24 protein-coding genes are annotated in these 25,847 nt (G+C 39.5%); 8 read left to right on the top strand and 16 right to left on the bottom strand.

The window, feature by feature from the left end; all coding sequences use genetic code 11:
* Positions 1–369, bottom strand: a complete 369-nt coding sequence (gene ytxJ / locus BFP71_RS01655) for a bacillithiol system redox-active protein YtxJ (RefSeq protein WP_069833720.1) — start codon at positions 367–369, stop codon at positions 1–3.
* 2 nt (positions 370–371) lie between these two features.
* The gene (locus BFP71_RS01650) at positions 372–2,351 is read right to left on the bottom strand and encodes an alpha-ketoacid dehydrogenase subunit alpha/beta (protein WP_069833719.1); all 1,980 of its coding nucleotides are present in this window, start codon (positions 2,349–2,351) and stop codon (positions 372–374) included.
* 88 nt (positions 2,352–2,439) lie between these two features.
* On the opposite strand from BFP71_RS01650, the gene BFP71_RS01645 reads away from it, so the two are divergent.
* The 5 genes from BFP71_RS01645 (at position 2,440) to BFP71_RS01625 (ending at position 9,330) form a co-directional block, all read left to right on the top strand.
* Entirely contained in the window at positions 2,440–3,678 is a 1,239-nt protein-coding gene (locus BFP71_RS01645; RefSeq protein ID WP_069833718.1) for a M16 family metallopeptidase, read from the top strand.
* 25 nt (positions 3,679–3,703) lie between these two features.
* The gene (ispF, locus tag BFP71_RS01640; protein ID WP_069833717.1) at positions 3,704–4,183 is read left to right on the top strand and encodes a 2-C-methyl-D-erythritol 2,4-cyclodiphosphate synthase; all 480 of its coding nucleotides are present in this window, start codon (positions 3,704–3,706) and stop codon (positions 4,181–4,183) included.
* Positions 4,180–4,860, top strand: coding sequence for a tRNA (5-methylaminomethyl-2-thiouridine)(34)-methyltransferase MnmD (gene mnmD, locus BFP71_RS01635; RefSeq protein ID WP_069833716.1), 681 nt, complete (start codon positions 4,180–4,182; stop codon positions 4,858–4,860). The genes ispF and mnmD overlap by 4 nt, the downstream gene beginning before the upstream one ends.
* Positions 4,861–5,203: 343 nt before the next feature.
* Entirely contained in the window at positions 5,204–5,614 is a 411-nt protein-coding gene (locus BFP71_RS01630; RefSeq protein ID WP_141719651.1) for a hypothetical protein, read from the top strand.
* An 8-nt stretch (positions 5,615–5,622) separates the two neighbouring features.
* Positions 5,623–9,330, top strand: a complete 3,708-nt coding sequence (locus BFP71_RS01625; RefSeq protein WP_069833714.1) for a T9SS type A sorting domain-containing protein — start codon at positions 5,623–5,625, stop codon at positions 9,328–9,330.
* A gap of 55 nt (positions 9,331–9,385) precedes the next feature.
* On the opposite strand, the gene BFP71_RS01620 is transcribed toward BFP71_RS01625, so the two are convergent.
* The 4 genes from BFP71_RS01620 to BFP71_RS01605 are packed head-to-tail and all read right to left on the bottom strand — an operon-like array spanning position 9,386 to position 13,235.
* Positions 9,386–9,967: a 5-formyltetrahydrofolate cyclo-ligase gene (locus tag BFP71_RS01620; RefSeq protein ID WP_069833713.1), complete on the bottom strand. Its 582-nt coding sequence runs from the start codon at positions 9,965–9,967 to the stop codon at positions 9,386–9,388.
* Complete coding sequence (gene bshC, locus BFP71_RS01615; RefSeq protein ID WP_069833712.1) at positions 9,960–11,546, bottom strand: bacillithiol biosynthesis cysteine-adding enzyme BshC; 1,587 nt, start codon at positions 11,544–11,546, stop codon at positions 9,960–9,962. The genes BFP71_RS01620 and bshC overlap by 8 nt, the downstream gene beginning before the upstream one ends.
* Before the next feature lie 51 nt (positions 11,547–11,597).
* Positions 11,598–12,914 (bottom strand): 30S ribosomal protein S12 methylthiotransferase RimO, encoded by a 1,317-nt coding sequence (gene rimO / locus BFP71_RS01610; RefSeq protein ID WP_069833711.1) that lies wholly within the window; start codon positions 12,912–12,914, stop codon positions 11,598–11,600.
* 60 nt (positions 12,915–12,974) lie between these two features.
* Positions 12,975–13,235 carry a hypothetical protein gene (locus BFP71_RS01605; RefSeq protein ID WP_069833710.1) on the bottom strand — a complete coding sequence of 87 codons (261 nt, stop codon included), beginning with the start codon at positions 13,233–13,235 and terminating at the stop codon, positions 12,975–12,977.
* 278 nt (positions 13,236–13,513) lie between these two features.
* On the opposite strand from BFP71_RS01605, the gene BFP71_RS01600 reads away from it, so the two are divergent.
* Positions 13,514–14,596, top strand: coding sequence for a BF3164 family lipoprotein (locus BFP71_RS01600; protein WP_069833709.1), 1,083 nt, complete (start codon positions 13,514–13,516; stop codon positions 14,594–14,596).
* Here the strand turns inward: BFP71_RS01600 and ftsY are convergent.
* The 8 genes from ftsY to BFP71_RS19315 all read right to left on the bottom strand — a co-directional run bounded on the left by ftsY (position 14,593) and on the right by BFP71_RS19315 (position 20,126).
* Positions 14,593–15,552, bottom strand: a complete 960-nt coding sequence (gene ftsY, locus BFP71_RS01595; protein WP_069833708.1) for a signal recognition particle-docking protein FtsY — start codon at positions 15,550–15,552, stop codon at positions 14,593–14,595. The genes BFP71_RS01600 and ftsY overlap by 4 nt on opposite strands.
* A 72-nt stretch (positions 15,553–15,624) precedes the next feature.
* A complete protein-coding gene (locus tag BFP71_RS19120; protein ID WP_088124825.1) occupies positions 15,625–15,780 on the bottom strand; it encodes a DUF4295 domain-containing protein in 156 nt (51 codons plus the stop codon).
* A 2-nt stretch (positions 15,781–15,782) separates the two neighbouring features.
* The gene (gene rpmG / locus BFP71_RS01590) at positions 15,783–15,968 is read right to left on the bottom strand and encodes a 50S ribosomal protein L33 (protein ID WP_069833707.1); all 186 of its coding nucleotides are present in this window, start codon (positions 15,966–15,968) and stop codon (positions 15,783–15,785) included.
* Positions 15,969–16,101: 133 nt separating this feature from the next.
* Positions 16,102–17,577 (bottom strand): aminopeptidase P family protein, encoded by a 1,476-nt coding sequence (locus BFP71_RS01585; protein ID WP_069833706.1) that lies wholly within the window; start codon positions 17,575–17,577, stop codon positions 16,102–16,104.
* A 28-nt stretch (positions 17,578–17,605) separates the two neighbouring features.
* Positions 17,606–17,845 (bottom strand): 50S ribosomal protein L28, encoded by a 240-nt coding sequence (gene rpmB, locus BFP71_RS01580; RefSeq protein ID WP_069833705.1) that lies wholly within the window; start codon positions 17,843–17,845, stop codon positions 17,606–17,608.
* 94 nt (positions 17,846–17,939) lie between these two features.
* Positions 17,940–19,451, bottom strand: a complete 1,512-nt coding sequence (locus BFP71_RS01575) for a PH domain-containing protein (protein WP_069833704.1) — start codon at positions 19,449–19,451, stop codon at positions 17,940–17,942.
* Positions 19,432–19,971 (bottom strand): PH domain-containing protein, encoded by a 540-nt coding sequence (locus BFP71_RS01570; protein ID WP_069833703.1) that lies wholly within the window; start codon positions 19,969–19,971, stop codon positions 19,432–19,434. Before BFP71_RS01570 ends, BFP71_RS01575 begins: the two co-directional genes overlap by 20 nt.
* A complete protein-coding gene (locus tag BFP71_RS19315; RefSeq protein WP_176723297.1) occupies positions 19,968–20,126 on the bottom strand; it encodes a DUF5522 domain-containing protein in 159 nt (52 codons plus the stop codon). Before BFP71_RS19315 ends, BFP71_RS01570 begins: the two co-directional genes overlap by 4 nt.
* Positions 20,127–20,206: 80 nt before the next feature.
* Here BFP71_RS19315 and rocD point away from each other — a divergent pair, with 80 nt between their 5' ends.
* Together rocD and BFP71_RS01560 are read left to right on the top strand one after the other, a co-directional pair.
* Positions 20,207–21,481 carry an ornithine--oxo-acid transaminase gene (gene rocD / locus BFP71_RS01565; protein ID WP_069833702.1) on the top strand — a complete coding sequence of 425 codons (1,275 nt, stop codon included), beginning with the start codon at positions 20,207–20,209 and terminating at the stop codon, positions 21,479–21,481.
* A 136-nt stretch (positions 21,482–21,617) separates the two neighbouring features.
* Entirely contained in the window at positions 21,618–21,824 is a 207-nt protein-coding gene (locus BFP71_RS01560; RefSeq protein WP_069833701.1) for a hypothetical protein, read from the top strand.
* A 145-nt stretch (positions 21,825–21,969) separates the two neighbouring features.
* On the opposite strand, the gene BFP71_RS01555 is transcribed toward BFP71_RS01560, so the two are convergent.
* Both BFP71_RS01555 and BFP71_RS01550 read right to left on the bottom strand, forming a co-directional pair.
* Positions 21,970–22,860 carry an anti-sigma factor gene (locus BFP71_RS01555; protein WP_069833700.1) on the bottom strand — a complete coding sequence of 297 codons (891 nt, stop codon included), beginning with the start codon at positions 22,858–22,860 and terminating at the stop codon, positions 21,970–21,972.
* A gap of 165 nt (positions 22,861–23,025) precedes the next feature.
* Positions 23,026–25,755: a TonB-dependent receptor gene (locus BFP71_RS01550; protein WP_069833699.1), complete on the bottom strand. Its 2,730-nt coding sequence runs from the start codon at positions 25,753–25,755 to the stop codon at positions 23,026–23,028.
* Between the last annotated feature and the right edge of the window lie 92 nt (positions 25,756–25,847).

Genomic DNA, 25,847 nt, shown 5'->3' with positions numbered 1-25,847 from the left:
TTATGCCTGATCCTTTATGGCACTAAAAGAAATACTCATGTGCGAGGCATTGAATGTGGCTTTGCCATCTTTAAGTAAGATCACTTGTGGAGACTCGTGATATATTCCGAAATTCTCGGCAATCGCATTTGAAACGTCCCGGAATGAGATTAGATCCAAGTAGTAGGCCTTAATATTATTGCCCTCACTTGACCAGCTTCTTTCCAAACGGTCTAAAACCATGCTTGAAATACTGCATCGTGTGCTGTGCTTGTAGATCAGAACTGGCTGTTCTTTACTTTCTTCAATTAAAGAATCAAGTTGGTTAACACTTGATAGTTCGTGCCAGTTGACGCCTTCATTAGACTTGTTACTCTTTTTCCAAAACATGATTAATAGGAGATTAAATGCTTCAACTTATCTAAAAGTCTTTTTTGAGGTAAAAAGTTTGCTTCTAGTGGTTGACTAAATGGAACTGGCGTATCAAGACTGGCCTCTCGTTTCACGGGTGCATCAAGATATTCAAAGCAGTGTTCACTGATCCAAGCAGCTATTTCAGCCCCAATACCACCTATTAGCGTATCTTCATGAAGGACTAAAACTTTATTAGTTTTTTTCACAGATGCCGCAACTGCCTCTTTATCCCATGGTAAAAGAGTTCTTAAATCGATAATATCCGCGGAAACACCTTCAATTTCTTTCATAGCTTCAATAGCCCAGTGAACCCCCATTCCATAAGTAACTATGGTCAAGTCGTTACCGACACTAGCCATGGATGCTTTTCCAACTTCAGAAGTGTAATAGTCCGTCGGTATCTCTTGGCTGTGCGACCTATATAATGCCTTGTGTTCGAAGAATAAATAAGGGTTAGGATCTTCTATAGCTGCATTGAGTAGGCCTTTCGCATCTTCGGCGTTAGAAGGGTATACTATTTTTAGACCTGGTGTATGGAAGAACCAAGCCTCATTCGATTGTGAATGAAAAGGGCCAGCTCCAACACCTGCTCCTGTAGGCATTCTCACAACTACATCGGCATTTTGACCCCATCTATAATGAATCTTGGCTAGATTATTCACAATTTGATTGAATCCACAGGTGACAAAATCTGCGAATTGCATCTCCACTACGGCTTTGTAGCCATTTATACATAAGCCTAATCCTGTACCAATAATTGCTGATTCACAGAGCGGGGTATTTCTCACTCGATCTTTACCGAAAAGATCAGTAAAACCTTCAGTGATTTTGAAAACACCGCCATAATCGGCTATGTCTTGTCCCATTATCACTAGGTTGTCATACTTTTCCATGCTTTGCCGCAATCCATCAGAAATAGCATCAACAAATCGTCTTTCGGTCTTTTTTGATTCGATCGGCAAGTGAATTTTCTGTTCAAATGGGTAGAAAAGATCAGTAACCTCAGTTTCAGTCGAAGCCTCTGGTAAGTCTTCGGCATACGCCAAATCCAATCCAGTTTCAATATCCTCTTTGATTTTAAGCCTTATCGAACTAATGACGTCATCAGTCAGTATGCCTTGTTTAATCAAATACTTTTCGAAGTTTTCAACCGGGTCTTTCTTTGCCCAACTGTCCATTAATTCTTTTGGAACGTACTTGGTGCCACTAGCCTCTTCATGCCCTCTCATTCTAAAAGTCAATGCTTCTAGAATTACTGGTTTGGGGTCTTTGCGGATCTCTTCGGCCAGTGATTTGATGGTTTTGTGCACTTGCAATAGGTTATTACCATCTACTTGAACCGCTTTGATACCATATGCAGGCCCTTTATCTATAAAGTGCTTGAATCTAAATTGTTCCTCACTCGGCGTAGAAAGGCCATAGCCATTATTTTCAATGACAAAGATCACGGGTAAGTCCCATACGGCTGCCACATTTAGGGCTTCATGGAAATCACCTTCAGAACTGGCACCGTCGCCGGTAAAAACCAATGTAGCTTTGTTTTCAGCTTTTAGTTTATTGGCAAAAGCTATACCATCTGCTAGCGCCATTTGTGGGCCAAGATGGGATATCATGCCGACAATATGGTGTGCCCTGGTTCCGAAATGAAAAGAGCGATCTCGTCCTTTTGTAAAACCGCTCATTTTCCCCTGAAATTGAGCAAAAAGTCTTTGATAGGGTACATTTCGACCGGTGAACACGCCAAGGTTACGGTGCATGGGTAAAATGAATTCGTCTTGTGCTATGGCATTGACTGCTCCAACGGACACTGCCTCCTGACCAATACCTGAAAACCATTTACTAATTTTCCCTTGTCTTAAAAGAATGAGCATTTTTTCCTCAATCATTCGAGGTCTAAGAATTTGCTCGTATAAGTGGAGAAGTTCTTGGTTGGAATAACCCGATTTGTTAAATCTCATATTGTCGAATAAGCTAAGGTAAAATTAAAGTAATGATGGCATTGCAAAAATTATAGATCATATTTTTAATTTCGCTCACCTTCCAGAGATGATAGCATTCGATAGTTTTGTTTTAGATAATGGATTGAAGGTGTTGGTTCATGAAGACCACACTTCTCCGATGGCCGTAGTTAACCTATTGTATAAAGTTGGTGCTCGAGACGAGGAGCCGTCTAAGACTGGTTTTGCTCATCTTTTTGAGCATTTGATGTTTGGTGGTTCCAAAAATGTTCCAGCTTTTGATGAACCTCTTCAGTTTGTTGGTGGTGACAATAATGCTTTTACCTCTAATGATATCACCAACTATTATATCACAATCCCTTCGGCAAACCTTGAGACTGCCTTCTGGCTAGAGTCAGATAGGATGCTGAGCTTGTCTTTCGATCCTAAGGTGTTGGAGGTGCAACGATCGGTAGTGATTGAAGAGTTCAAACAACGCTATTTGAATCAGCCTTATGGTGATGTTTGGTTAAAATTGCGACCACTCGCCTACAAAGAACACTCCTATCGATGGCCTACAATCGGTGAGAAAATCGAGCATATTGAAAAGGCAACGATGGAGGATGTGAAGGACTTTTTTTATCGTTATTATGTGCCGAATAATGCCGTTCTAGTAGTGGCTGGCGATGTTACTTTAGAGCAGGTTAAAACATTGTCGGAAAAGTGGTTCGGACCAATTCCAGAGGGTAAACGAATAATCAGAACGATACCTAAAGAGCCTATTCAGGATGAATATAGATTGTTGGAGGTGGAGGAGGCCGTGCCAGTCGATTCCTTATATATGACCTTTCATATGGCGGGAAGAGTTGATGAAACTTATCATGCCGAAGATTTATTGAGCGATGTCTTAGGTCGAGGTAAGTCTAGTAGGTTATATCAAAAGCTGGTTGATGAGAAATCAATTTTCAATTCTTTAAGTGCTTATGTGATGGGATCGATCGACCCCGGTCTATTAGTAATTCAAGGTAAGTTGAATGATAACTTCGAGCTAGAAGAAGCAGAAGAGGCTATTTGGGAATTGATCGAAGATTTTAAAAATTCAAGCATTACTGACGAGGAACTCGAAAAAGTAAAGAACAAAGCCGAGTCGACCATTGTTTTTTCGGAAATGGAGTTGCTCAATCGTGCTATGAATTTGGCTTATGCTGAAATGCTTGGAGATGCCAACTTAGCTAACACTGAATTAGAAAAGTTGGCTTCTGTTAGTGCAAAGGATGTAAAGGAAGCTGCAGAAAGAGTACTTCAGAAATCTAATGCTTCTGTAATGCGGTATAAGGCTAAACGCTAATTACTGTAGTTTAAAACGAACACTTATGAAGGTAAGAGTAGGTTATGGATATGATGTTCACCAGTTGGCCGAGGGGGAAGAATTTTGGTTAGGTGGCATAAAAGTGCCTCATACGCATGGAGCAGTAGGACATTCGGATGCAGATGTACTTATTCATGTCATTTGCGATGCGCTTCTGGGAGCAGCCAATATGCGAGATATTGGATTTCACTTTTCAGACCAGGACCCTAAATACAAGGGGATTGACAGTAAGATTCTCCTTCGAGACGTTCTGAAGCTTATCCGCGAAGAAGGCTATGAGGTAGGAAATATTGATTCTACCATATGTTTACAACAACCAAAAGTTAATCCACACATCCCTGCCATGAAAGAATGCCTTAGCGAAGTGATGACCATTCCGATAGAAGATATTTCGATTAAAGCGACCACCACGGAGAAGTTAGGTTTTGTTGGTAAACTAGAGGGCGTGTCTGCACATGCAACTGTTTTGATCCAGAAAGGATGAGCCACATCAAAATCATTGAAACGAGTGATGGATCTCAATCATTATATCATGAAAGTCTCAATGAAACTTACCATTCTACGCACGGTGCGGTTACAGAGTCGCAGCATGTTTTTATAAAACACGGACTGGAGTTTTTAGTCAATTCTGGTAAGGAGCATATTCGCATTCTTGAAGTGGGGTTTGGCACAGGACTGAATGCTTTACTAACCTTAGGTTTTACAAACATTGCCGGTGGCATTTCTATCGATTATACCACTTTGGAACCATATCCGCTTACACAGGCTATTATTGATCAGTTGAAGTATCACGAGCAACTAGCCGATCAGGTGTCTCAAAACGATTTTCTGAACTTACATAACGCTAACTGGGGAGAACGCCAACAATTAACCTCTCAATTCGCCTTTACGAAACACCAAACCACTTTACAGTCCTTCAGGCCGTCCGATTCTTACGACTTAATTTATTATGACGCATTTGCACCTAGTAAGCAATCTGAAATGTGGGAACTATCATTATTAAAACAACTTAAACAAAACTTCAATGATGGTGCTGTATTGGTGACGTATTGTGCACGAGGTCAGTTTAAAAGGGACTTAGCTACCATTGAAATGAGTGTTGAAACTTTACCTGGCCCACCGGGGAAAAAGGAGATGGTGCGCGGTATATTCAATAAGTAGCTTTTTTCTTCTTGTCATTCGAAAGCCAAATGATCATTACGTTCCTTTTAATGATTTTCCAGTTAATAAACTTAATCGCTTTTAGTGTTGATTAGTCGGTCAAATTGCTTTGGAGATTTAGGTCCTATACCTCAAGTCTTTAAAGAAGTTTATTAGCCTATTGACTGTGAGGGTGATTTATTATCGGTACCTAAAGAATATACTTGGTTGTATGAATGCGTAAGCGGTGAGGCTAAATCATTTTAAACTAGAAATAAAAAATGCGGTCTTTGTCATACTCCTGCTCTTCTAGGTTCTGAATACGCGAGATATATTGTATATTTCAAGACTAATTAATTATTAAATGAACAGATATTTTTCAAATACAAGTAAGCTCTGTTTTGCGCTCTGTATAGCCATGATTTCGGTTGTTGGTTGTTCTTCAACAAAGGGGTTAGAGGGTTATTCAGTTGATGCCAATGGGGCAATCCAAGCCTATAAATCCAATATGAATAAAGATGTAATCCGATTAAAAGGAGAACTGATGACGAAAGGTAAGCGAGTTGGTGATCGGTGGGAATATTTGTTTAAGGTAAATGAAGTCTTAAAGTATGGCGATACTTTTTCTACAGTAGCGCCAAATGTAAGCGAAGAGGTGGTGCTTTTTACACCAACCGAGGTCAAATTCAAGAAAAACAGCGAGGTCGTTTTAGATGCTTTCACCCCAATCAAAAGAGGTGTGGACAAGCTCATTATTAACATGGTTATCGATTAACACCTATTATGAAGAAAAAAATACTACTAACTGTTATTGTACTTATCGCGGCGGTCGGCTTCATTTATACGACTAATGACGGCAATGATGTTGCGCAACAAGAATTGATCAAATATAGCTTTGATGCAAAAGCAGATATTTCTGCAGAAGATGGAGAAGGCGAGGAGGATGAGTTAGAAAATCCAATCGATAGGGCAGAATATGAGGCGAGTCTCTTGATTGACCCAGCTACGGGAAAAGTACCTATGGGTATTCAAAATAGGGAGATAGCCTTTGCTAAAAAGTCTTTGAACGCTTATCGAGATGCAGGTAACCCTTTCAGCATTCCGTCCGCTGCTTCAGGCACTCAAGAAGATGCACCTTTCAGAAATGTTGGACCTTTCAACATTGGTGGAAGAACAAGAGCACTTGGTCTAGACATTGATGATGAGAATATAATCTTAGCCGGTGGCGTATCTGGCGGAATGTGGAAAACCACTGACCAGGGTGCGACATGGACTAGAACTACAGCGCTGCAGCAACATCCAGCTACGACTACACTAGTTCAAGACCGAAGGTCAGGCAAAACCGATGAGTGGTACTATGGAACTGGAGAATTTAGAGGTAATTCAGCAAGTGCTTCAGGAGCTACCTACTTAGGAAATGGTATTTACAAGTCTACAGATAATGGTGATAGTTGGACTTTGATTTCTTCTACAGCTGTACCGGGAACATCAGGTACGGACGTTATTACGGACTTGGGAGATTTCACTAGAGTTGAGCAATTAGCAATTGACTATTCAAATGACACTGGGACTGAGATTTATGCAGCAGGTGGTAGTCAAATCATTCGCAGTGAGGACGGATTTGAAACTTACAGTGTCGTTCTTGGAGGTAGCAACACTGGTAGTAATATGTGTGATGTTGCAGTTACTTCAAGTGGTAAAGTATTTGCGACAATCGGTAACTCTAGCAATAATGGTACAAGCGCTGAACAAGGCGTGTTCATGTCCGATGACGGAATTAACTGGACTGAGATTGATCTAGATGGTCGTGACAATGTATCGACGCGTATAGAAATTGGAATTGACCCTGCCAACGAGAACAATGTCTACTTTTTGACTGAAGATCAGTTTTTCTTATTTAATGATCTTACTGACACCTCTACAGATTTAACTTCGTCTATTGACGTATCTACTGATTCTGGAGAAGGCTATAATTCTCAAGGCGCTTACGACGTCATTACAGCGGTTCATCCGGATGATGGAAGCGTGGTCTTTGTTGGTGGTACGAACTTATTAAGGTCTACTAACGGTTTTGGAACGGCTGCTACCAATGATCAAATTGGAGGTTATCGAGCAGATGGAAACGCTAATAGTTTCCCGTCTTATCCAAATCACCACCCAGATTTGCACGAGATTGTATTTTTTGATTCAGATGCTAATATCATGCTAACTGGATCAGATGGAGGAGTACATTTAACAAGAGACAACCAACAAACAGGTAGTTCTACATCAACGACTCCTGTGGTTTGGGAAGATTTGAACAATGGCTACCTTATTTCGCAATTCTATCATGCCAATATCCATACGACTGCCTTCGGAGATGTTCAAGTGGTAGGTGGTATGCAAGATAATAGTTCTTACATCAGTTTAAACGGTGAGGATCAGGGAGATTGGTCCTTGGTACGAGGTGGTGATGGAGCATACGCTGCTATTACTTACAATGCTTTGTATACATCTTCGCAAAATGGAAGTACCCAAAGAAATGCTTTGGTTGGAACGACTTATCAAAATGGAGTAGGGATTACACCTGGTGGGGCTAACGAAAGCTTCTTATTCGTAAACCCATTCAATTTCAATCCTATCAACCAAGATCAATTCTTCATCTCTGGAAGAGGTAAACTATTTGCAACCAATGATATTCGCCAGAATCCATCAGGAAGTGAGTGGCTTGAATTAGATGGTCCAGAAACGTTAATCAATCAGTCTGTTTCGGCCATTACAGCATCTGTTCAGCCTGAAGCTATTCTTTACTTTGGTACCAGAAGCGGAGGCCTTTTTAAAATAGAGGATCTAAGAGGGCTGACGGAAGATACTGAAATCCTAACAGTAGACACTGGTGACATGCCAAATGGTAATGTGTCTGGCATAGCAATAGATCCGAATAATGCGGATCGAGTTTTCATTTCATTTTCTAACTACAACGTTGTGAGTTTGTGGATGTCTTCAGATGGAGGCGAAACATGGTCTTCTATTTCGGGTAATCTAGAAGAAAATGCTAATGGTACAGGCGCTGGTCCTTCTATTAGAGATATTGAGGTGATGCCTGATGGAAACGGAGGAAATTATTACTTCGCAGCTACTTCTGTTGGTTTGTTTATGACAAAAGAATTGAAAGGTGACGAGACTAATTGGGAGCAACAAGCTGCTGATGTCATCGGAAACGTAGTGGTTTCAAACGTGCGTGTAAGACCAATCGATGGTGTTGTAATGGCGAGTACGCATGGAAGCGGTGTTTTCATAGGCGGTTATGATGTAGGGTTCAATGCTATGGCATTTTACTCCATCAGTACTGACGGGAGGGAATATACCCTTAGAGCCAATGGCTCATCAGTTAATCCAAACCCGATTTCATACCAGTGGATTAAAGATGGCAATGATATAGAAGGAGAGACAGGTGAAACAATGACTATCACTGATGGGGGTACTTATCAGGTTAGAATTGAAATCAACGGTAAAGAAGGTTCAGGCCTTTCTAATACCCTAGAGATCAACTTGGATGGTCAAGGGCCGAGTATAACTTCTATAACTCGCCTTGATCCAACAGATGCTGCTACTGACCAAACGACTGTACAGTTTCAGGTGACATTTGATGAAACTGTTCTAAATGTGAGTACTGAAGATTTTGAAACGGCTAGTGCTGCGAGTGGAGTCATTACGAATGTTGTTGAAAGTACTGTAGGAACAGTTTTCGATATAACAGTTTCAAATATTGGTGGTAGCGGTGAATTGAACTTAGATGTTTCAAGTACTGCTGATATTACTGATGAAGTAGGGAATGCCTTCTCTGGAACAGTCTTGTCAGAAGAGACTTTCACAATTACGGATAACACAAATCCTACCGCCAGTATTGGTAGAAGTGTGCCAGCCACCGAATTAACCGATCAAAATGAGGTAACATTTTTAGTTACTTTCTCAGAAGGAGTAGATAATGTAGATGTAACAGATTTCGTGACAACTGCTGGTTCACCAACCGCTTCTGTGGGAACAGTCACGGAGGTAAGTGCAAATATCTATCAAGTAATAGTAACTGATATTTTAGAGGATGGAACCTTAGGAATAGATTTCGCGACAGCTCAGGATATTGTAGACAAAGCTGGAAATGCTTTTGACGGAGTAGCCACTGCCACCGAAACCTACACAATAGAGAACGTGATTACTTCAATAGACGATCCTCTAGCCAGATCGGCACAACGAATTTTGGTTGATGCCAACCCATCAGCATCGGGTATATTTAACTTGGCATTTCCTCCAGCATTTATCGGAGATTTTGAAATGCAAATCGTCGATGCAGAGGGTAAAAGAGTTATGGTTCGAGGAGTTGAGAATTATAGTTCTGGAGATCAGCTTGAAGTTAATTTATCAAACTCACCTGATGGAGTTTATATCTTAGCAGCTTCTAATGGTACTAGAAAATCAACTATTAAGTTGTTAAAAAGTACTGGCTCGAGATAGTCAATAATTTTAACGCATAAATTCAAATGCCACCTTTAACTAGAGGTGGCATTTTTTATGGTCTTTGACAAAAGTCTATACCTAAGTGATTAATACACAAGTCAATTGGTATATCGTGAATGGAGTGATAATCGATGTTGTCTAGTGGAGGGGTAATGGCTAGACCTATTTTTTTGGTTTCAGGTCTCAATTGGCTTAAGAATCTATCATAAATACCAGCACCATAACCTATCCTGTTGCCCATTAGGTCGTAGCATATCAATGGTATAAAAACAATATCTAGAATGGTCAGATCTACTTGTATACCTCCCAGAGGCTCGGGAATGTCAAGTTTTGATTTTTTAATTTCGGTATGTCGATCGACCCTATAATGACTGAGTTCCTTGGTTTTGAAATTAGTCTTAGAAAGAAAAGCTTCATGATCGGTCGATTTCAAAAGCCATTCAAATATTGGCCATGTATTCGGTTCATTGAACTTTTCGATCGATAGAAATATATGGCAGTTCCCATTGTTCTTTGGGGTATTCAAGAATTGAATGACGTGTTGTAATAATGACTGATTCCGTCGATTCTGTTCAGAAATCGTGAGTGTTTTTCTTTTATCGAGAAATAAGGACCTGAGTACCTCTTTATTCATCGGCTAAGATCAAATGAAATTGATAGTCTAGCGGATCAAAAGCGTTCATGCAGGTTTCTATAAACTGATCATTCCGTAAATAGAAGTTCAGAAAATTATCTTTTCGTTCTTGCGGAGTTCCGGTCGGGAATAGCGCCTCTTTTAGATTATAGATTCTGTTAACAAGTACCTCTTGGTTCTTCCGCTCAGCTTTCAGGATTTTATGTTCAATTTTCTCAATCGATTTTTCCGCTCTTCGCTGTTCAGCTAGCACTAACTTTTCCAGGGTAGTATCTATTTGTATTGCCTGATCTTGAGCCTCCGAGAATATCTTTTGAATTCTTTCTCGCTGCTCCTCCAAATCAAGTTTATGAGCAGTGTTTTCTACTACTTTCTCGCGAACAAGTGTGTTTTCCTCTTTGAAAAGGTCCTCAAAGTTGAGGCCAGCCTTATGCATTTTTTCTACGTTCCTTGGCGTCAAGACACCAGCAAAATTCCGTGGCATTAAAAGTGGAAAAGTTGTATTGAAATGATCAAATACCCCTTTTAGCTGTAACCAGTAGACCAGCTCAGAAGGCCCTCCAACATAAGCCAAATTCGGAAGTAAGATTTCTTGGTAAAGTGGCCTGAGCACCACATTGGGACTGAACCGCTCAGGGTTTGAATCTATTTCAGTCTTTAGCTCATCCTCAGTGAAGAATATTTCATGGTCGAGAACTTCAAATCCATTATTGGACCTGATAATTCTTGATCGAATGTTATCCTTCATGTAGAAGAAGTTAATAGCTCTAGGGTTTACCTGAGTCTTGTAATCGAGCTTATTTAGTTGATCTGACACATCATTAACTTCCTTTTCAGGGATTTGATGAAAGATATCATCTGATATCACAGGTTTGAAAAGAGTCTTTAAACGAACGTCATCAGCGTCTACAATTATAAGTCCATATGCTCCAAATAAATGGTTCATATAAGAACGCACTGCACTAGCTAAATCTTTACTTTTTAGATACGCCTCTGAGAAGAATTTCGGTAGGCCTGGGATTTCATCGAAAATGGCTTTTAAGGATTTAGGGTCAAACCGACCAACTGCTCCTGTTTGGTCGGTATGCCATGTAAACTTTTTTTCGCTGTACCTAAAGTGGCTTATTTCTTCAAAGTCGTGATCCTCACTCGCCATCCAGTAAACAGGAACAAAATTACAGTCGGGGCGCAGCTTCTTCAGCTCTTCACAAGCTCTTATGACGGATACTATTTTGTAAATGACGTAAAGTGGTCCGGTGAAGATATTTAATTGGTGGCCGGTAGTTATGGTGTAGGTGTTTTCAGAAGCGAGCTCTTCCAAGTGTTTTTTGGTCAAACTTGAGAGCTCTGAGTAACTATGTTGCTCTTTTAAAACTTGTGTGAGTATTTCACGATTCTTGGAAGGGAAGTTTCGCTTCTCAATTTGCTTGAGTAGGTTGTCTGAAGTTGGAAGTCCGTTATGAAAAGAAGCTAATTTTTCGTTTCCTTGGATGTAATCTAGAAAAAAGTTGGAAAAGCTGTTCGTTTTTTCAAATGGTATTTTGGCCAGTAAACAATCCGTTTCTTCTATTGTATCCATATAGTAATTCTTTGGCGAAATCCCTTTTTTCACCGTTGTGACTCATAAAAATCAATCGGTTACAGGCTCGCCGTACAAATCAAATTCTGTAGCGTCAGTAATTCTAATATTCGCAAAATCGCCTATTCTCAAATAGTGTTTCTTAGCGTCAATATAAACTTCATTATCCACTTCTGGAGAATCGTGTTCTGTTCTTCCAATAAAGCTGCCGCTTTCTTTTCTATCGATTAAGACTTTAAATGTCTTGCCTATTTTATTCTGATTAATCTCCATAGAGATTTCTTCCTGTAATTGCATTACGCGGTTAGCACGCTCGTGTTTCACCTCTTCAGGAATATTGTCATCCATAGTGTAAGCGTGGGTGTTTTCCTCGTGGGAATATGTGAATATCCCAAGTCGATCGAATCTAGACTCTTTTACAAAAGTCATCATTTCCTCAAACTCCTCTTCAGTTTCACCCGGGTGCCCAGCGATCAGTGTGGTGCGAATGGCAATATCTGGCACCCTTTTTCGCATTTCCGCTAACAGTTTCTCGGTTTTTTCTCTAGTTGTCCCACGACGCATCAACTTCAAAACATTGGTAGAACCATGCTGCAGTGGAATATCTAAATAATTACAGATGTTATCTCTTTCTGCCATCACATCTAACACATCCATTGGGAAGCCAGTGGGAAATGCATAATGCAGCCTTATCCACTCAATTCCTTCTACATCAGATAATTTCCTGAGTAATTCTGCCAGATTCCTCTTTTTATAGATATCAATGCCATAGTAAGTGGAGTCTTGAGCAATTAAAAGCAGTTCTTTAGTACCGTTTCTAGCTAGATTTTTTGCTTCGGTAACGAGTTCTTCTATCGGGCGCGACCGATGTTTTCCTCGCATAAGAGGAATGGCACAAAATGAGCAGGGTCTGTCACAACCCTCGGATATTTTTAGGTAGGCATAGTGATTAGTAGTAGTTGTTATTCTTTCACCTACTAATTCGTGTTTATAATCAGCCTTAAATTTTTTAAGCAGGGCAGGCAACTCCATGGTGCCGAAGAAAGCGTCTACTTGGGGAATTTCTTTTTCAAGGTCGTCTTTGTATCGGTGCGATAGACATCCTGTCACGTATACCTTATCCACGATGCCTTCTTCCTTGGCGTCGACGTATCTAAGGATAGTATCGACTGATTCTTGCTTGGCATTGTCTATAAAGCCACAAGTATTAATTACGACGATATTGGCATCATCATTTGAAGATTCATGTGTTGTGTCAATGCCATTCCCTTTGAGTTGGGTTAGCATCACCTCAGAATCTACTAGATTTTTAGAACAGCCTAGTGTTACAATGTTAACCTTATCTTTTTTCAGTCCCTTCGCCTTCATGCTACAATTTAGTGAGGCAAATTTACGAAATAAAAGGAGGGTAACTAAGGCGTAATTGGACTAAACTCTTTTCCTTCTAAAGGTGATTGGCACAAGTGTATCAGTAGGCATGCCTATGGTGTAAAGCTCCCAGTCGGAATCATATTTTGCAAGAATTTGTCTAATACAGTCGACTCGATCATCACTTGGATTGTCACAATCTGCCCAATGGAAAACCTCCACTCGATAATTGTAAGACATTTTCTTGCCGTTAACTTTTACTTCTACCTCAATATCTTGTTCCCCAGAGATTTGTGGGATTTGAATGGCGATTGCGCTCATATAAATGTTCGTTAGTGTACAAATGATTTTTATCCGTGTTTGTACTTACAATATGAGTGCCATTGTTGTAAGTAATTGAAAATGAGTAATATAGAATTTATAAGCATCCCTGGTTGACCGATAAAGTGCAGCAAAATGTACGCGAGCGTCCATGTTTGTTTGATTGTGGCAATCACTGATTTTTGACGTTATTCTGTACGCTGATATGATAGTTAAATAAGACCTCTGAAACAGAACTTCCTTTTTTTATCGCTGATGAATTACTTTATTGATTGAAGATGAAGAGATATATTTTACCACTCACTGCTATTCTTTTGCTGGGTTGCGAAACCAAGGTAGATAAAAATTTCAGCGAATTGACTTTTGAAGAAACCTACGATATAAAAGGAGAGCGAGTATTAGAGAATGAACTTAGCTGGATTGTCGATGTGGTTGATGATTATATTATTTGCAAGCAGAATTCAAGTGACTCCTTAAAACGGTACTTAACCGTTTATGACGCTGATGGACTAGAGTATTTGGGTAGTGTTGGGTTTAGGGGTAGAAATTTGAATGAGTTTCAAGCTGCTAATTTTTTTGGTCAATCATACCGAAAATCAGATGAGGTCGTAATATGGGTGAATGACCCACCCCAATATCGCATGACTGCTATCAATTTAACAGCAAGTCTGATCGAAGGTGATATAGAAATTGAGAGATCGATCCGGCATGATCCCCAATTGGATTTTCACAATGCCTTATTTTTTTTAGATGATTCAACCTTTGCTGCACACCAACCAGGTTTTGAGCTTTCTACGAATCAAAGCCCAATGGTGATCGTGACAAATAATACAACTATGAATATCGGACAATACCCAAAGCTTTTAGCTAGAGAAGATGTCCGTCAAGGTGAAAGATATTTTTCGGTTTTAGATGATGTCAATCTAGCGATGCGACCAGACCAGGAGCGATTCGCTGCAGCCTTTCATTATTACGACAGGTTAGATATTTATTCGATTAATGGTGATTTAGTCAAGTCAGTCACAAATCCTACTATATATAAAGAATACGATGCGAGAAAGATTTTTGTAAGAGGTAAGGATAGTTTAGTTGGGGTTGTAAGTTACTATGGGCAGGTAAAGGTTACCACAGATTATATTTTTATTAAGTACTATGGTAGAGAGCGCAAAGGAGGTGATACCGAAGACGTTCCTACTGAGATTCGAGTTTTTGATTGGGATGGCAATCCAAAATTTGTTCTAAAATGCACTGAAAATTTGGCCTCCTTCGCGATAGATGAGGAAAGAGGTTGGTTATATGGGCATGATATTTCCCAACAACGCTATATGAGATACAATATAGGTGAGTATATGAAGGATTAGTTTCCTTTCTTAAAAAGAGAGTCTACAAATTCAGCTTTATTAAAGACTTGTAGATCATCCACTTGTTCTCCTACACCAATATATTTTACTGGAATTTTGAACTGGTCTGAAATTCCTATAACCACTCCGCCTTTAGCCGTGCCGTCAAGTTTGGTAATGGCTAGGGCACTAACTTCTGTAGCTTTTGTGAACTCTTGAGCCTGTATAAATGCGTTTTGACCTGTTGAACCATCCAGAACAAGCATAATTTCATGTGGTGCTTCGGGGATAAACTTCTGCATTACGCGCTTAATTTTCGAAAGCTCGTTCATCAAGTTTACCTTGGTGTGCAGTCTACCTGCGGTATCTATAATTACCAAGTCGGCACCAGTATCTACGCCTTGTTTCACGGCATCATAAGCAACAGCACTTGGGTCTGTATTCATGCCATGGGAAACTACGGGTACGCCTACACGTTCTCCCCAAAGTTTCAATTGATCTACGGCAGCAGCTCTAAATGTATCAGCGGCACCCAATACTACGGATTTACCTTTAGCTTTAAATTGGGCAGACAGTTTACCAATGGTGGTAGTTTTACCAACACCATTAACCCCAACTACTAGTAGCACATGTGGTTTGTGGTTTTCTGGAATCTCGAAATCCGCTAAGTCTTCAGTATTATTCTCCGATAAAAGCGCAGCAATTTCGTCTCTGAGTATACGATCAAGTTCAGCCGTATTCATAAACTTATCTTGAGCTACTCTTTCCTCTATTCTCTGAATAATTTTAACCGTAGTGTCTACGCCAACATCGGATGTAATCAGAATTTCTTCTAATTCGTCTAAAACCTCGTCATCTACTTTAGATTTTCCGGCAACGGCTCTTCCGATTTTGGAGAATAGATTCTCCTTGGTTTTCTCCAAACCTTTATCAAGAGACTGTTTTTTGTCTTTTGAGAATAGTCCAAATAATGCCATGGTACGAGTTTAATTAGCGTGAACAAAAAAGTCCCTCAAGGGGACTTTAATTTATAATATTATATCTGATTATTACTTGTCAGCTAAGACAGTTTTAACCATATCTTCAGTAACCATCTCTTCTTTAAAAGTATAGGCACCAGTTTTCGGAGATCTCACCGCTTTAATCACTTTGGCGTATTTAACTCCGCCTTCTTTCTTTAGGGTTGCAACTACCTTCTTAGCCATGATTATTTAATTTCTTTGTGAACTGTATATTTCTTAAGAATCGGGTTGTATTTTTTCAATTCCAACCTTTCAGTCGTATTCTTTCTATTCTTAGTGGTAATGTAACGAGATGTTCCAGGCATGCCGCTTTCTTTGTGCTCTGTGCACTCCATGATTACCTGAACTCTATTGCCTTTACTTTTAGCCATTTTTCTCTACTTCTAAAATTCGGACTGCAAATATACGAACCTTGTTTAGAATTTGAAACTGACAGAATAAAATTAATTCACTTATTCTCAAGTATAAAGCAAGTGATACTCAGTTTACGATAAATAAACTCCACTACTTTCTCTTCTTACCCTCTAACGCAGGTAATTGAAATTGCTCTAAAGGGCTCGGCTGAGCCATCATTGCTTCAATTTCTTCTGTAGTTCTTGGAGCGAAAGACGATAATAGTTCGAATCCATCTTTAGTGATTAAAATATCATCTTCAATTCTTACGGCAATTCCCCACCATTTTTTGTCACAGTTGGAGCCTTCTGGAATATAGATTCCTGGTTCAACCGTAATGACCATATTTTCCTGAAGGTCCGAATACGTTCCTTTATCATGAACATCGAGTCCAATATGGTGTGAAAGCCCATGTGGGTAATAAAGGTGTCGGCTATCAGGTCTTTCAATAATACCTAAGTCCACCAGCCCTTGATTAATGATGTCTTTGGCTAGTTTTCCAAGTTGTCCAAAAGTAACACCCGGTTTTGCCATTTGAATGGCTTCTTCTTGGGCCTTATATACTAGATCATAAATGGCTTTTTCTTCAGGTGAGAATTTACCGTCAATCGGAATGGTTCTAGTCACGTCCGCAGTATATCCGTGGTATTCTGCCCCTAAATCCATTAAAATCATCTCATCGCTTTCAATTTCAGGCTTGTGGTTTTCAATATAGTGTAGAATACATCCGTTGTTCCCAGCTCCGACTATAGAAGGGTAACCTTCATATTCAGAACCATATTTTTTGAATACAAATTCGTGAATACCTTGAATTTCAGTCTCTGAAAGCCCTGGCTTCATGGCCTTCATTACTTCAACTTGGCCAACGGTAGAAATAAATACAGCTTTTCTAATGAGGTCTAACTCTTCCGGTGTTTTGATGCCTCTGAGTTCACTCATTATTTGGTTGAGCCCTCTTACATCAAGATTGTTTTTTTGAGGTTCGGCACCCAAGCTTGAGGCATCGGTTTGATAGCCCGCTTTAGTTTTGAATTGACTAATTAGGCTAAATAGATCAGACGAATCTAACGGGTTATCTCTTACATCATTTTTGAAATCGTAAAAAAGAACCTTATCAAACTTCTCAAAATCTATCTGGTACTTTGCAAATTCTCTACCGTTGAATGTATTTTGGATGGCGAGTTTGTTTTTCACACCCTCATCACCGAGTCGTCTTCCAGTCCACATTTCGGCACGAGCATTTTTCTCCTGAACAAAGAAGATCTCGTTGTATTGATCACCGTTTTCATTGGTTTGATCATCCTTAAACACAAGCAATACTGCATGTGGTTCTCTGTAGCCAGTTAGGTAAAATAAATCAGGGTCCTGATGGTAGATGTAATCTACATCGTTAGCCCTATTTCTGACAGGGTTTGCGAAAAAGACAGCGACACTATTGTTAGGGAGCTTTTTACGAACTGCGTCCCTTCTCCCTTTGTGGAAGTCTGAAGATAAAATGTCGGCAGGAGTCTCTTGGCCATTGGCCATAAAAAATCCCGACAGTAGGATTACCATCAGGATTGTAAATCTTTTATTCAATTCTTTCATAGCAGCATAATAACGTATGGAAACGCTATTATACTAAAATGTTACCGTTTTGTCTTGCCTTTTTTAGAACAGCTGAGATACCATTTTTATTGATGGTTCTTAAAGCCGAAGTAGAGACCTTCAACGTTACCCATTTATCTTCTTCTGGGATGTAAAAACGTTTTTTCTGAAGATTCGGGTAGAATTTTCTTTTTGTTTTATTGTTCGCGTGAGAAACATTGTTTCCTACTTGAACTTTCTTTCCTGTAATATCACAAACTCTTGCCATAACGTCTGAATTAACCGCTTTTTGGAAACGGAATGCAAATATCTGAATAATTCCTGAACCGAGCAACTCTCCCTGAGAATTCTCTGAGAAAAATCTACATCCATTCTCTGCGATCGGATTCCACCCTATATAAGATGAAATTTTCCAAGGCTTCTGCCTGATCCAATCTGATAAAAGGAATCTTTACGGAACCAGCTGCCGTGTAAAGGACTATGTTAGCCAATTGTTTTCTTCTTTGATACCAACTTTGCTTCACTTCAACAGATTGTACCTTATAAAGCTGTGTGATTTCGTAGTGGTGGCCGAAGGTGCCTCTGTTATTCTTTAATAGCTCGTCATTAATCTCAAAGGACCTTTTTCTATAGTATAAACTGGTAATTAACCAGACTATTACTGCCCAAATTAAAAAGTAAAGTGACTCCCATTCTAAAAAGAAGAATGTACTGCCGCCAGCAGCCAATGCAGGTAATGCACCTAGAAAAAAGAATATACGGTACTTCAAGAGCTTATTGACACTATGCTTTGTTTCTTCACGGTAATATTCTTCTGGGAATACAGTTTTAATCACAGCATCTACTTGCTGCTGATAACTCCCAGGCACTCGAATCTTAGATTTCAGCTGATCTACATCGGCACTACTTGCTTGTTCAATTTGAAGCGTGAACATTTTAAATAACATCCGAATTGGGTTATCGGACCATGAAACGATCTGCACTTTCTTTTTATTAACGGAGATTTCTTCTCTGTTTAGAAGACCTTTGACAAGTTTTAAACCACCTTTTCTAAGTGATAGTCTTAAATCGTAATTTGTCAAAAGTGTGGTTACCAAGGAATAAATGAAGGAAAGAATAATGACTATAATGGAGGTGATCAAGAAAACAATCCAGCCGGTATTAAAAACCTCATCATTATAGGTAGATAACTCATCTTCTACCAACTCTGGAATGTTTTGGTTTAGTTCGTTTAGGATTGAAAAAACAAAAGCAAACAAAAGTGCCATTGATCTGAGGTGATTCTGACTCACGCCTACTTTAAATAGATCGGGTACAGAAAGGTGTAGTACTTCCTCTTCTTTTTCATCCAAAACAGCCTTCTCAATTTCTTCAGGCGTAGACTCCTCTGTTGTTATTTGTGCTTTTTCAGTGAGAATATAATTTCTAAGTTCCTCAGCATCCTCTTTATTTAGGGCATCTATGGTGAGCTCGGATTTTTTGGCGCCGGCAGTATCAATCTCTAGGCTTACCACACCAAATATTTGGTGTAAAATGTTTTGCTTAAAGTTGATTGTTTGGATTCGTTCGAAAGGGATATTGGTTTTTGTCCGCTTAAGAATTCCTTTATCTATAATGATAGCACCTTCTTCCAAGTAAAAGTAGAAACGGAAATAGGTCAGGATAGAACCAATCAAGTTGAACGCTGCAAAGCCTAATGCGATGTAACCTATAATTTGCCCAAATGAGTCACTATTTCTACCCCCGAGAAAAAAACTCAATAAGATCGGCCAAAATGACTTAACCGTTATTCTGATAAACTTGATCAGAATTATGCCGATCGCAACCCTAGATTGACGTTGCGGAATCGAGAATTTACTCAGCGTCGCTTCCATCTAGTGCCGTTTTGCCGAGAATAAAGTCTTTAAGTCTTGTTGCGGTGTTTTCTGGTAAGCCAGGTATAACTAAATCGCTACTCTGTCCGCCTGCGGTAAATATTTTAAGGCTATGCAATTTAAAAATACGTTCTATAGGTCCTTGCTTAAGTTCGGCATGCTGAATTCTATTAAAGGGGACACTCGTTCGAACGTGCCACAATAACCCTTTTGTATATAATATGTCTCGCTCCCTGAGGGCATACTGCTTTTTTGGAAATGCTTTGACGCTGATCAAAATATTCAATAACCATAGGAATAAGATCGAGCCCAGCGAGATACCATATTGGCTTGTAGTTCCTTCTATTTCGTCGCTAAAAAAAATGATGCAAAAAGCGGCAATCATCAAAATCAAGAAAAATATGGCACTTGATAGTAAAGTAACCGTAAGGTACCCTTTCTCAATTTGGTTGAATTCGGCTGACTTTACTTGGGGTAATTCGGATGGTTGGATTGAGAGATTCTGAAAGTCTGTTGTCATTTTTTATATCCATATGGGCAATGACGGCAACCGTTTTGGCAACAATAACCGCGTTTTTGCAGATAGTGTGCTGTAAACACAAGCTTACCATCTTTTCCAATGTAGTAATCTTCTGTTTTACTGGCAACGAATTCCTTCTGCTTTGAATCTTTCATCTTCTTTTCTCCCGTAGATAGATTTGATACCTTTGGTACAGGGAAATTGTTCAGATCAAAAGCAAATAAAGTAAACTATCATGGAATTAGTGCAAACTAGTAATGACGCAATCACACTTGAAAATAAATACGGAGCTCATAACTATCACCCACTTCCGGTTGTCTTGGCCAAGGGCGAAGGGGTATATGTTTGGGATGTTGAAGGAAAGAAGTATTTCGACTTCCTGTCATCCTATAGTGCTGTAAATCAAGGGCATTGCCATCCAAGAATAGTAGGAGCTTTAAAAGAGCAAGCCGATAAATTAACGCTAACATCTAGAGCATTTTATAATGACGTACTCGGTCCATACGAAAAGTATGTAACAGAATATTTCGGCTTTGATAAGGTACTACCAATGAATACCGGCGCTGAAGCAGTTGAGACGGCCATTAAAATTTGCCGAAAATGGGGTTACGAAAAGAAGGGAGTAGCGGAAAACCAAGGTAAAATCATCGTTTTCGATCAAAACTTTCATGGGCGTACAACTACTATTATTTCTTTTTCCAGCGATCCTGATGCAAGGAAAAATTTTGGCCCTTACACCAGTGGTTTCATCAAAATTCCATACAACGATCCAAAAGCATTGGCGGAAGCGCTAAAAGAAGATGGTATAGTTGGGGTATTAATTGAACCTATTCAAGGTGAAGCGGGTGTTTTTGTGCCTGACGAAGGTTTTTTGAATGAAGTCGCCAGTCTATGCAAAAGTCATAATGTACTGTTTATGGCAGACGAGATTCAAACAGGAATAGGTAGAACAGGAGGACTATTGGCTATATGTGGCAACTGTGATTGCGCTGGTCATTGTGAAAAGCAGAGTACTTACGCTACTCCAGACCTACTCATTTTAGGTAAAGCTATTTCAGGAGGCGTTTATCCGGTTTCTGCAGTTTTGGCCAATGATGAAATCATGGAAGTTATTACACCTGGGACACATGGATCTACTTTTGGTGGTAACCCTTTAGCAGGTGCTGTGGCAATGGCAGCTTTAGAAGTGATTCGTGATGAAAAATTAACTCAGAATGCTCGCAAACTAGGTGAGTTATTCAGGGATCGAATGAACAAATTCATAGAAAGAACCGAACTCGTCACTTTAGTAAGAGGAAAGGGTTTATTAAACGCAATTGTGATTAATGATACTGAGGATAGTTCTACCGCATGGGATATCTGTGTGGCCTTGAAAGAAAATGGATTATTAGCGAAACCTACTCACGGAAATATCATCAGATTCGCGCCGCCTTTGGTTATGACGGAGGAGGAATTACACAGTTGTTGTGACATTATTGAGTCTACTATTCTGGAATTCACAGCCGTTTAACTGCATTTTAAACCATTCTCAGAAAAGTAACATTAGAATAATGTACAATTTTTTGTTCCTTTTCTCTTAATTAACATTTTTGCAGTAGGGTGTTTCGAAAGTAGCGCCTACTATTAATTGAACCAAAGACACTAGTATGCTTACTTCAACCAAAAGAAGAATACTTCATATTCTTTCTGTATCAATGGCGATTGCGTCGGTTGCATATGGTTTGGTGCTTAAATATGACGGCGCCCCAAGTGTTCCTAATGATCTTGCACAAATAGATAAGCAAGAAATAATCACAGACGAGCCTGCTACTGTGTTAAAGGTGAATAACCCAGTTACTAGCCCCAATAATTAGTTAAGAATCGATTTAAAGAAGTTATAGAAAGGCCATTTAGTGGCCTTTTTTGTTTTACACCGTTGGTTAAAACAAAGAAAGGCTAATGCGCCCACTTGTAAAAGTGGATATGCATTAGCCTTTTTATATGAGTAACTAAATAGTTTTATTGTCTCGTTACCATTCCCGTTGGAACTGAACCAAGGTTTTGTCCAAAGTTGTGTGATGCAGGTGCTACCGCAGCGTCAGTTGCTAAATCAACTAATAATGGCTTAAGCAAGAACGGAGCAGGAGAGTTATCAGGAACTGGTTCTACTGATATCACTATTCTTCGTCCTCTAATGTCTAGAGGGAAAGTTTCGCCAGCTGGAGCAGCATTAAAGAAGTCTTCTCCTGGTACAGGAGGTCCTGCGTTATTTTCAGTACCGCTAAATGGGTTGCCAGAATCTCTATCACCAAAGTCAGTGAATGTTCCCGTTGAAATTGGTCCAGCGTCACCAATTACCCAACCTTCATATACCCAACCTTCCGCAAGTGTAGGTAGTGTAAAGTTAGGGGTAGGAGGCATACCTGGTGTTCCAAACCAGACACCATAAATGTCATTTCCATTATTGCCAGCGGTTTCATCCGTTGGAGTTCTCAAGAAAAGTGTCCCAGCTGAATTGGAAAAGTCACCAAGCGCAGGGGCAGTTCCTGTAGACAGTGTAGCACTAGTATTACCATTAAAATCACCTGCTAATAATTTCGCGGCAGCTGGGGCAGGGTCAGGATCAGGAATAGGCTCAATAGTCAAAACAAACTTTGTCGCAGCATCTGCATCTTCTGGGTTTACATTAAATGAAGTGGTTGAAAGTGTTCCATTGGCATCGACGGTGAATGTTCCTGTGCTTACAGGGTTTCCACCGACTATTAACCAACCTTCATATTGTGCAGAAGTACCTAAATCTTCTAAACCGTTGATGTTTAGATTGAGCGCAGCCGTTTCAGGAGCGCTATCATCATCTCCACAACTAAAAAGGAAAGCTGGGATGATTAGTAAAGTGAGTAATTTTCTCATGTCTATGTTTTAATGTTTTCAGGATCAAAACTCATAGAATGAAGTCACAGAAATGTCACAGACTTTTCACGCGGGAGTACCACTTCGGAAATTAATGACAGCTAAATGACAGAATTTCAAAATGTGGAGGCCTAATGAGGATGAAGTAAGCAGTTTTAGGGCCGATTATTTGCCACCCATTTTAGTGAACTTATAAGATAGACTGAATCTGACAATCTGGACTAGTACGTTGGTTTCAGAATTCTGAATATATTCAGAAGTAATATTTCGGTTAATCAGAGCATTTTGTCTCAAGATATCTGTCGCAGAAACTCTTAAATCGAGCTTCTTGTCAAGCATTTTTTTGCTGATTGAGAAATTCCATAACCATTGACTTGTTCCCGAAATGCCTTCTACTGATCCCTGCACTATATTGGAGACTGATGTAGTAGCCGAAAAACCCTCAATAAATTTCCATGTTGCCCTAAATCTGTTCGATAAGTTGAAAAAGCTTCGGTCATTTTGTTCTCTATTCGAGTTCCTTACAATCGAGTAGTTCGGAGCTATGCGCAGTGACATATCAAGTTTATCATTAAAGTTACTGGTAAGGCTTACAGAAACTCCATAATTCATAGATTTAGCGAACTGACTAACTCCATTAAGTATTTGAGGGTTTTTGCTATAACCTAACGAACCTCCAAGTCCTAGCTTTAGTTTTTTTCCCTTAAGCGGCTTAGAAACTTGTAAATAAGCGTTGGCGCTTGTCCTGCCTGGTAAATTGACAGGTGCTGTAAACCTGGCTCCGATTGGTAAAACAATGCCTTCCGGGCTATTACTTCCATTTCCGACAATTGTACTACTGACAATCGAGTTTTCGGTAAAACCTATAGAAGCAGAAATTTGCACAAAGGATTTCTCTTTCTCATTGTAGCCATAATGACCTATCGAAATGCTATTGGAGAAACTAGCATTTAGGTTGGGATTGCCTTGCCTAAGAAACAACGGGTTTCGGTTATCGATCACGTCTTGTAACTGATTGGCCGAAGGTGCTCTCATAGACCTTCTGAAACTTAAACTTGATTGTTTACCATCTTTGGTGCTTTTCCTAAAAGTGATGCTTGGGAGTAGGCCATTAAATGAATTCTTAGTATTGACATTGTTTGGATAAACCTGATCATTTTGAATTATCTGACTTTGGTAATTCGCATTGGCAGAGACACTAATTTCTTTGATTTTAAAGCTTAACCCTGAATTGATTCGGTGCGAGGTATTGATCAATTCGTAATCGCTTGATCGCTGAGGGTCTAGATCGGTATAGTCTTGATCCGATTCATTAAAGTCTAACAGTAATCTTTGTTGTTCACTGACATTCCTTGATCCCGTATAGGATAGCCTTAGACTACTCTTTTCTGCAAGAGGTTCAGTATATGAAATGGTTGCTCTATGATTTCTAGTCCTGCCATTTGGATCGCTGATCTGGTCAAAAATTTGATTTTCCACATCACCTGATGTGAAGATATTGGTTGATCTTACGGTATCAATACCACTTCGATTTGAAACTGAACTGGCGGTTGATATTGAAATTGTCCGTCCTTTCTTTTTGAATCTATGTCGCCAAGAAAGGCTATTCGACCAGCTGTTATTCAAATTGTCAGAAAAGTTGAAGTTATCGGTGGAGTTTAGTAGCTCATTATTGAGTAAAGTTTCTCCATTCAAAGTCGATACATTATTACTTGTGCTCTGACTTAGTGACTGTGAAAGTCTTATTTCATCCTTCTTTGAAGGTTTATAAATGACTCTCACACTGCCACTATTATTGTTACTACTTGATGAGTTTTCAGATTTCTCATTATAGATTCTGCCCTCGTCCGATGCTTGAATAAATTGCCTTGAGATATCCCTGAATGATTCAGTTTGAGAATCGTTGTGCCGATAAGTGAGTGTAACCTCCAGTTTTTTATTTATTTCAGTGTAGTAATAAGTGCTAAGAGACTTATTTTCAGATATACCGCCGTTACCTTGACCGAAATTCTGAGGTATGGCCAACCCGTTGGACCTTATAATTACCTCTTGTGCACCACCCGCACCACCGCCTAAGTTGTTATAACCTCCACTTACCGAAAATCGGTTATTGCCTTTCAGGAAATTAATGTTACCGTTTAGATTGTATCGATCTGGGTGACTGTAGGTAAGACCACTACGTCCAAAATAACCTTTTTTCTTTTCTGGTTTGGTCACCACATTTATGGTTTTTGTTCTCACTCCATCGTCATGGCCGGTAAACTGGGTGTCTTCACTTTTCTCATCGATTATTTGGACTTTTTTCACCATATCGGCAGGTATATTCTTTAATGCCATTTCTGGACTGCCCTCAAAAAACGGTTTACCATCCACTATTATCTTGGTGATTTCTTTTCCTTGGGTCTTTACTTTGCCTTCTTCCACTTCCATACCTGGAAGCTTCTTGATCAAATCTTCAAGACTAGCTTCATCGGTGGTTTTAAACGCGGAGGAGTTGAACTCTACAGTATCTTGTTTTAGTACTACGGCCTCCGCTTCAGCTACTACAGACACGGAATCTAAGTTTGTGGGGTCTTCGGCGAGCAGAATCTTACCTAAAGCGAGTGGGCCGTTCTTAATCGAAATCCGTTGTTGGTAAAGCTTAAATCCAACAAAGGACACATTTAACTTATACTCTCCATTGGGAACATTTTCTAAAAGAAAGTGTCCTTTTTCATCTGTTACAGTCGCATCTAATAAGGAGTCCTTTAGGTTTCTTAGTGCCACGTTGGCTAAGAAAAGAGGCTCATTATATGTACTATCTATTACATCGCCCGATACCGAATATTTTTGACCATTAGCTTGAAACGCTAGTGACGTTAAAATGAAGGCGAGTAAAAGTGTAAAAAATCTCAAAGCCGAATGTATACCTATGAAGGTAGTTGTAAAAACGGCTTTTTAAATGACTTAATTGTAAATTAATCTTAAATGGGTGATAATTTTTGTTA

Source organism: Roseivirga misakiensis (assembly GCF_001747105.1).
GTDB lineage: Bacteria > Bacteroidota > Bacteroidia > Cytophagales > Cyclobacteriaceae > Roseivirga > Roseivirga misakiensis.
This window is presented reverse-complemented; position numbering and strand designations above follow the sequence as displayed.

Excerpts from the sequence above, each read along its gene's own strand:
- ytxJ (WP_069833720.1), bottom strand. The coding sequence starts at position 369 with ATGTTTTGGAAAAAGAGTAACAAGTCTAATGAAGGCGTCAACTGGCAC.
- BFP71_RS01620 (WP_069833713.1), bottom strand. The coding sequence starts at position 9,967 with ATGAATAAAGAGGTACTCAGGTCCTTATTTCTCGATAAAAGAAAAACA.
- rpmG (WP_069833707.1), bottom strand. The coding sequence starts at position 15,968 with ATGGCTAAAAGTAAAGGCAATAGAGTTCAGGTAATCATGGAGTGCACA.
- BFP71_RS01560 (WP_069833701.1), top strand. The coding sequence starts at position 21,618 with ATGCTTACTTCAACCAAAAGAAGAATACTTCATATTCTTTCTGTATCA.
- rimO (WP_069833711.1), bottom strand. The coding sequence starts at position 12,914 with ATGAAGGCGAAGGGACTGAAAAAAGATAAGGTTAACATTGTAACACTA.
- BFP71_RS01625 (WP_069833714.1), top strand. The coding sequence starts at position 5,623 with ATGAAGAAAAAAATACTACTAACTGTTATTGTACTTATCGCGGCGGTC.
- bshC (WP_069833712.1), bottom strand. The coding sequence starts at position 11,546 with ATGGATACAATAGAAGAAACGGATTGTTTACTGGCCAAAATACCATTT.
- BFP71_RS01555 (WP_069833700.1), bottom strand. The coding sequence starts at position 22,860 with ATGAGAAAATTACTCACTTTACTAATCATCCCAGCTTTCCTTTTTAGT.
- mnmD (WP_069833716.1), top strand. The coding sequence starts at position 4,180 with ATGAGCCACATCAAAATCATTGAAACGAGTGATGGATCTCAATCATTA.
- BFP71_RS01630 (WP_141719651.1), top strand. The coding sequence starts at position 5,204 with ATGAACAGATATTTTTCAAATACAAGTAAGCTCTGTTTTGCGCTCTGT.
- BFP71_RS19120 (WP_088124825.1), bottom strand. The coding sequence starts at position 15,780 with ATGGCTAAGAAGGTAGTTGCAACCCTAAAGAAAGAAGGCGGAGTTAAA.
- BFP71_RS19315 (WP_176723297.1), bottom strand. The coding sequence starts at position 20,126 with ATGAAAGATTCAAAGCAGAAGGAATTCGTTGCCAGTAAAACAGAAGAT.
- rpmB (WP_069833705.1), bottom strand. The coding sequence starts at position 17,845 with ATGGCAAGAGTTTGTGATATTACAGGAAAGAAAGTTCAAGTAGGAAAC.
- BFP71_RS01645 (WP_069833718.1), top strand. The coding sequence starts at position 2,440 with ATGATAGCATTCGATAGTTTTGTTTTAGATAATGGATTGAAGGTGTTG.
- ispF (WP_069833717.1), top strand. The coding sequence starts at position 3,704 with ATGAAGGTAAGAGTAGGTTATGGATATGATGTTCACCAGTTGGCCGAG.
- BFP71_RS01575 (WP_069833704.1), bottom strand. The coding sequence starts at position 19,451 with ATGGAAGCGACGCTGAGTAAATTCTCGATTCCGCAACGTCAATCTAGG.
- rocD (WP_069833702.1), top strand. The coding sequence starts at position 20,207 with ATGGAATTAGTGCAAACTAGTAATGACGCAATCACACTTGAAAATAAA.
- BFP71_RS01650 (WP_069833719.1), bottom strand. The coding sequence starts at position 2,351 with ATGAGATTTAACAAATCGGGTTATTCCAACCAAGAACTTCTCCACTTA.
- ftsY (WP_069833708.1), bottom strand. The coding sequence starts at position 15,552 with ATGGCATTATTTGGACTATTCTCAAAAGACAAAAAACAGTCTCTTGAT.
- BFP71_RS01605 (WP_069833710.1), bottom strand. The coding sequence starts at position 13,235 with ATGAGCGCAATCGCCATTCAAATCCCACAAATCTCTGGGGAACAAGAT.
- BFP71_RS01600 (WP_069833709.1), top strand. The coding sequence starts at position 13,514 with ATGAAGAGATATATTTTACCACTCACTGCTATTCTTTTGCTGGGTTGC.
- BFP71_RS01585 (WP_069833706.1), bottom strand. The coding sequence starts at position 17,577 with ATGAAAGAATTGAATAAAAGATTTACAATCCTGATGGTAATCCTACTG.
- BFP71_RS01570 (WP_069833703.1), bottom strand. The coding sequence starts at position 19,971 with ATGACAACAGACTTTCAGAATCTCTCAATCCAACCATCCGAATTACCC.